3 protein-coding genes and 2 pseudogenes are annotated in these 6233 nt (G+C 39.1%); 4 read left to right on the top strand and 1 reads right to left on the bottom strand.

Annotation, left to right across the window (positions count from 1 at the left end; genetic code table 11):
- The first annotated feature begins 219 nt into the window (after positions 1-219).
- Positions 220-594 carry a hypothetical protein gene (locus ACN6OV_RS07870; RefSeq protein WP_427951649.1) on the top strand — a complete coding sequence of 125 codons (375 nt, stop codon included), beginning with the start codon at positions 220-222 and terminating at the stop codon, positions 592-594.
- Positions 595-1131: 537 nt separating this feature from the next.
- On the opposite strand, the gene ACN6OV_RS07865 is transcribed toward ACN6OV_RS07870, so the two are convergent.
- Positions 1132-3069, bottom strand: coding sequence for an ATP-binding cassette domain-containing protein (locus ACN6OV_RS07865; protein WP_427951646.1), 1938 nt, complete (start codon positions 3067-3069; stop codon positions 1132-1134).
- A gap of 196 nt (positions 3070-3265) precedes the next feature.
- On the opposite strand from ACN6OV_RS07865, the pseudogene ACN6OV_RS07860 reads away from it, so the two are divergent.
- From ACN6OV_RS07860 to ACN6OV_RS07850, 3 genes and pseudogenes are all read left to right on the top strand, one after another.
- Positions 3266-4365 (top strand): annotated as a pseudogene (locus ACN6OV_RS07860) (putative solute-binding protein).
- Positions 4366-4624: 259 nt separating this feature from the next.
- Positions 4625-5635 (top strand): putative solute-binding protein, encoded by a 1011-nt coding sequence (locus ACN6OV_RS07855; protein ID WP_427951643.1) that lies wholly within the window; start codon positions 4625-4627, stop codon positions 5633-5635.
- Between the two features lie 98 nt (positions 5636-5733).
- Positions 5734-6162 (top strand): annotated as a pseudogene (locus tag ACN6OV_RS07850) (putative solute-binding protein); the annotation flags it as partial.
- Positions 6163-6233 lie beyond the last annotated feature (71 nt).

Genomic DNA, 6233 nt, shown 5'->3' with positions numbered 1-6233 from the left:
TCATAAAAAAATGAGCGTATTGGCATACACTCATTTTTACTACATTTTTCTAATGTTTGCTTAACTGACTGGCATTAACTCTTCGGAGTGCTTTTTTTTATGCTATTGTGATTAAAGTTGAGTAATAAATAATCGATTTGTGTTTTATAAAACTGACTTATTGAGATGCTAGCATGGCCTAAATACGATTTTAAATGAAACAAAAGAAGAGGTCGGTATATGATGGATAATCAACTAGAACACATTCGTGACATTTGGGTAAATGCCTTTTTTACAGGTAATTATGCCACCTTGGCAGACTATGAAGATGAACACTTTAAGGTGGTTTATGAGCAAGATGGACGCGTAGAAAGTAACTATACGCGCTATGAGCAGATTGCTCATGCGGTAAAGAATGGGGTATGGAAACCACAGAAACCTGATGTGGCATTTGAAGAATATGAGTTTAATCGTGACCAGACTGAATGCAAAATTTTGATTGGTTTGACAGAAAGCAAACAGCAAATTCAGGAAATCTGGCGCTTTGATCAAGGCTGGAAAATTCTGGAATTACGCTTTCTAAAAGCAAAAAAAGATCAGCATTCTGTGCTTTAAAACAGAGATCAACCCACAAGATAAACTGATCATCTGATCTTAAAATGCTGTGCTAAAAAGACAAAAATATTGAAAATATGGATAAGTTTGGTGAATATTCACATATAATAGTCAATAAAATCAAAGTTAATTATAATTGTGGATATCATTTTATGATGAAACTTATCCACATGGAGTGTGGTGGTTTGTTTTGAATTTAAAACTTAAAATGAATCTAAATACACATTTTGAATTTAAAATCATAAGTGCTGGGAATTCTTTTTAGAGGGTATTATTTGAATTCAAAGTTTTTGAATATTGGTTGTCTGAACCGCTGGTTATTGCTGTGAACAGTTGAGCGATTGATCTACCAAGCAGTGGAATAATTCACGTCAGATTGAACGATCTAAAATCAGAGAATCATGATTTGATGATGATTAAATCATGTTTAGTAAAATTAAAAAATCACCGTGGAACATTAAATTTCACGGTGATTTATTTTTAAGCAATCGATTAGCTGAGCTTAATAGTGTGGTTCAGCATCACTTTTGATGGATTTTAGACTTCAAAACTACTTTCCATTTCTTCCAATTCCATCATTAATTCAAGCATTTGCTCTTCAATTACTTCAAGTTTTGCTTTGAGTTCAGTTTGTTCATTCATTAATTTAAGTAAGTCATCTTTACGGTTGGCTTCGTATAAAGTGCTATCCGCCAGTAGCGTTTCAATTTCGCTTAAGCGTGGTTGCAGTTTGCCAATTTGCACTTCATTTTTTTCAATATTTTTACGAATTGGGCGGGTCAGCTCACGTTGACGTGCGGCTTCTTTACGCTGTGCTTCTTTATCTACTTTTGAAATCGTTGCTTTGACTTCAACTTGAGATTTGATTGGCTCAGGTGCTTGTTGACTATTTTTCATTAAATCCAAACGCGCCTGACGTAACCAGTCCGCATAAGCCACTAAGTCACCGTCAAATTCACGACATTTTCCGTTATGAACCAGCAACAGTTCATCACAAACACTGGCAATCAATTGACGTTCGTGAGATACCAAGACCACAGCGCCTTCAAAATCTTGTAGGGCCATGGTCAGAGCATGACGCATATCCAAGTCTAAATGGTTGGTCGGTTCATCCAGAATCAGGACGTTTGGACGTTGCCAAACAATTAGTGCTAGTGCTAAACGCGCACGCTCCCCCCCGGAGAAACCTTCACTTGGCGTATCCATGCGTTCGCCACTAAAGCCGAAACTACCTAAAAATGAACGTAAGGAGGCTTCACTGATTTTTTTATCAGCAATTCTCGATAATTGCAGCATAGGACTGGCGTTACCATCCAAAGCATCCATTTGATGCTGGGCAAAATAACCGATATTCAATAATTCAGAAGCTTTACGCGTACCTTGTAATAAAGCTAAATCACCAACCAAGGATTTAATCAGGGTTGATTTACCAGCACCGTTCATCCCGAGTAAACCAATACGGCTGGTTGGGGTAATTTGTAGATTGACATTGGTCACAATCAGTTTGTCGCCGTAACCAATATCTGCATGTTCTATTTGGAGTAGCGGCGAACTCATTTTTGTTGGTTCACGGAAACTAAAGGTAAATGGCGTATCGACATGCGCTGCCGACAATTCCTGCATCCGTTCTAACTGTTTAATCCGGCTTTGTGCCTGTTTAGCTTTGGTGGCTTTGGCTTTAAAACGGTCAATAAACTTCTGTAAATGCGCACGTGTTTCGAGTTGCTTTTCATAAGCTTGTTGTTGTTGAGCCAAGCGTTCAGAACGGGTGCGTTCAAAGGTTGAATAGTTACCTGTGTAGAGCATGAGTTCTTGATTTTCAATATGTAAAATATGATCGGTAACCGCATCTAAGAAATCACGGTCATGTGAAATCAGAATTAAAGTCCCTTCATAAGCTTTGAGCCAATCTTCTAACCATAAAATAGCATCTAAGTCTAAGTGGTTGGTCGGTTCATCCAATAATAACAGGTCGGAACGACTCATCAGGGTACGCGCTAAGTTTAAGCGCATGCGCCACCCCCCAGAGAAACTTGACACATTGAGCTGAGATTGATGTTCAAAAAAACCCAGACCGGCCATCAATTGTGCAGCTTTAGAAGGTGCGGTATAGCCATGAATTTCATCGAATCGACCATATAAATGCGCCAATTCATCATTGTTTAAATTTTCTGGATGTTCAAGTTGGTGTTGAATATTCCAATATTCTTCATCGCCTGAAAGCACAAAATCGATGGCTTTCATCTCCAGTGCTTTAATTTCCTGCGCCATGTGTGCGACTGTCCACACGGCTGGACGGGTTAGTGAGCCACCGTCAGATTCCATACCACCAAGTAAGGCCGAAAATAAGGTTGATTTTCCTGCGCCATTGACCCCAGTGAGGCCGATTTTCCACCCTGGATGCAATTGCATTGATGCTTTTTGAAATAAAACTCGGCCACCGCGGCGAATGGAAAGTTGGTCTAACTGAATCATGGAACTGTCTAAGTAAGATGAATGTGCGGCTATTCTAATAGATGCCTTGGCAAAAGAAAAAAACAAAGCACCTCAACTATCTGAAAAAATGTGACACCTGACATTGGTTTATGTATATTAAATGCGCAATATCATATTAATAATAATTCAACCTTTTGTTTTGAAAGGATAAATAAAAATATTAGGAAGATGAAAAATGAAAAAAGGAATTCTCGTTTTATCTGCTGCAGGAGCGTTATTCAGTACACCAAGCTATGCCAATCAAAAAGTGTGTGTCTTTGATTTATTAGGCAAAGCAGGGGAATCTTATAAACTTCTAGAGGAATGGTCGCTGGCCAGTAAGGCGTGGGGTGCTCAAGTTCAACTGTTGGCGTATCAGGACGAATCCAAAGTTGAGAAAGACTTTAAAGATGGAGTATGTGACGCATTTTATATGACTTCGATGCGCGCACGAAATTATAACAAATTTGTAGGTTCGATTGATGCAATTGGGGGTGTGCCCAACAATACGATTGCACAAAAAGCCATTATTTATGCGTTGGATAAACGCAATGCAAAGCGTTTAATGACCAATGTTGGTAAAGACAGTTATGAAGTGGCGGGAATTGGTCAAATTGGTTCAGCATATATTTTTGTACGTGATCGTAAGATCAATACCTTAGAAAAAGCTGAAGGCAAGAAATTTGCAGTGCTGCATTATGACTATGCACAAAAAGTGATGGTTGATCGCGTTGGCGCAGTTCCCGTCATGTCTGAAATTTCTAATTTTATTCGAAAATTTAATCATGGTGAGGTTGAGATTGTTGCAGCACCAGCCTATGCCTTTAAGCCCTTGGAAATCTCTAAGGGTTTAGGCAGCACCGGAGCGATGGTGAATTTCCCTGTAGTCAATGTCACGGCAGATCTGATTATTCGTGACAATAAATTTCCTGCTAACTTTGCGAGCCAATCCAGACAATGGTTTATCAAACAACTATAGCTAAATTCTAAAAATATTAGCACGTAAAAATAGCTGTAAAATTCCATTCTTTAAGGTCTTTGGTGTACTGAAGAGTTAAGTAATCAGCTATACCAAAAAGTTTTGCGATGGTCAAACGTCTAGAAGCTGAAATTCCGGCAAAATATAAAATGAATTTAAGTAAAGAAGACCAAGTTAAATATCAGAGAATTTTACGTGAAGGGCGCATGGATCTAACCCAACAAGGTATTTATGATGCGATGATGATGACGGTACTCAAAAAAGCACGTTGTACCATTGAACGGACTAACTTTGAATGTTCCATGGCTGGAGAATAAATCATTTCTTTTATCAGTTTGTAAATGATTAAAGGGGATGAAAATAGCCTATATTTGATTATATTATTCCTAATAGTCTGATTATTAACATAATAATTATCAATAAATACGGTGATAAAAATCAAAAAATTGCACAATAGGCCGAACTGACAAAAATAAGTTGAGTAAATGCTCTATTTTTTTTTAAATAACTTGCTTACTATCAGTTGCGTGTATGGATACCCCTGAACCATAAAAAAGATTGAAAAAGGACAATATAATGAAGAAAACACTCCTATCCTTAGCGACATTTGCTGTAGTGGGCTTTGCAGGTTCTGTGCAGGCTGTAAAAGTTGATATCTGTGTATTTGACTTACTGGGTAAGTCTGGTGAGTCGTATCAAATGGCTCAAGAATGGGCACTGGCAGCAAAGGGCTGGGGGGCTGATGTTAATCTTATTCCACGTCAAGACGAAGCCGTAGCGGATAATGATTTTAAAGCAGGTAAATGCGATGGCGTATTTATGACTGCCATGCGTGCGCGCCAGTACAACAAATTTGCCGGTTCTATTGATGCACTCGGCGGTGCACCAAGTAATGCAATTGCACAACGTGCGATTACCTTCGCATTGGATCAACGTAATGCGACAAAAATGGTCAGTAATTTGGGTGGTAAAAAATATGAAGTTGCTGGGATTGCACCGTTAGGTTCAGCGTTTATTTTTGTTCGTGATAAGAAAATTGACTCGATTGAAAAAGCCGCAGGTAAGAAGTTTGCGGTATTGGGTTATGACGATGCACAAAAAATTATGGTGCAACGCGTTGGTGCGCAAGCGGTAATTTCCGATGTCTCTAACTTTGTGGCAAAGTTCAACAATGGTCAGGTTGATATGGTCGGTGCACCTGCCTATGCCTATAAGCCTTTAGAGATTTATAAAGGTTTGGGCACCAATGGTGCAATGTTTAACTTCCCTGTACTACAAGTCACTGCGGACTTTATTATCCGTCCAGATCAGTTCCCTGCAGGTTTTGGTCACAAGTCTCGTGATTGGTTTGTGAAAAACTTACCAAAAAGTATTGCAATGATTAATCGTTTGGAGGGTGGTATTCCTGCGAAATACAAAATGAACTTAACTGCAGAAGATAAAACTAAGTATCAAAAATTATTGCGTGAGGGTCGTATGGATATGACGAAACGTGGGATTTATGATGCCGGGATGATGTCGGTATTGAAAAAAGCTCGTTGTTCTGTTGATAAAGCCAATTTTGAATGTTCACTTGGCGGTGAATAAGCAGAAATATAAAGAAAAAAGCCTGGATTGATCCGGGCTTTTTTGGCAAATAAAAACAAGAGATAAAACAAAAGCGTATAAAAATAAGGAAAGTGACGATGAAACCATGGACAAAGGCATTAACTCTGGGTGCAGCACTTATGGCTGTGACAGGGGCAGTACAAGCCAAACAAGTATTCTGTGTATTTGATCTGGTTGGTAAAAATGGCGATGTTTTTACCCTAATGAAAGATTATCAATTGGCCGCTAAAAATTGGGGGGCTGATATTGAATTGCGCGTAGGTCAAAACGAAGCAGTCATTGCAGAGGATTTTAAAGCAGGAAAATGTGACGGCATCAGTATTACAGGGATGCGTGGCCGGCAGTTTAATAAGTTTACAGGTTCACTGGATGCAATAGGGGCAATTCCCGACTTAAAACTAGCTGTGAAAGTGATGCAAGGTTTAGCGAGTCCAACCTTTGCCAAAAGTATGCTGCATGGAAAATATGAAATCGCTGGGGTGATTCCTGTTGGGGATGCATATTTATCACTTGGAGCGTAAAACCTCGTGGTTCAGCACGAGGATATAAGCGACTGGCGTAAGCCATACGACATGGA

This window comes from Acinetobacter sp. (genome assembly GCF_050285345.1).
Lineage (GTDB): Bacteria > Pseudomonadota > Gammaproteobacteria > Pseudomonadales > Moraxellaceae > Acinetobacter.
This window is presented reverse-complemented; position numbering and strand designations above follow the sequence as displayed.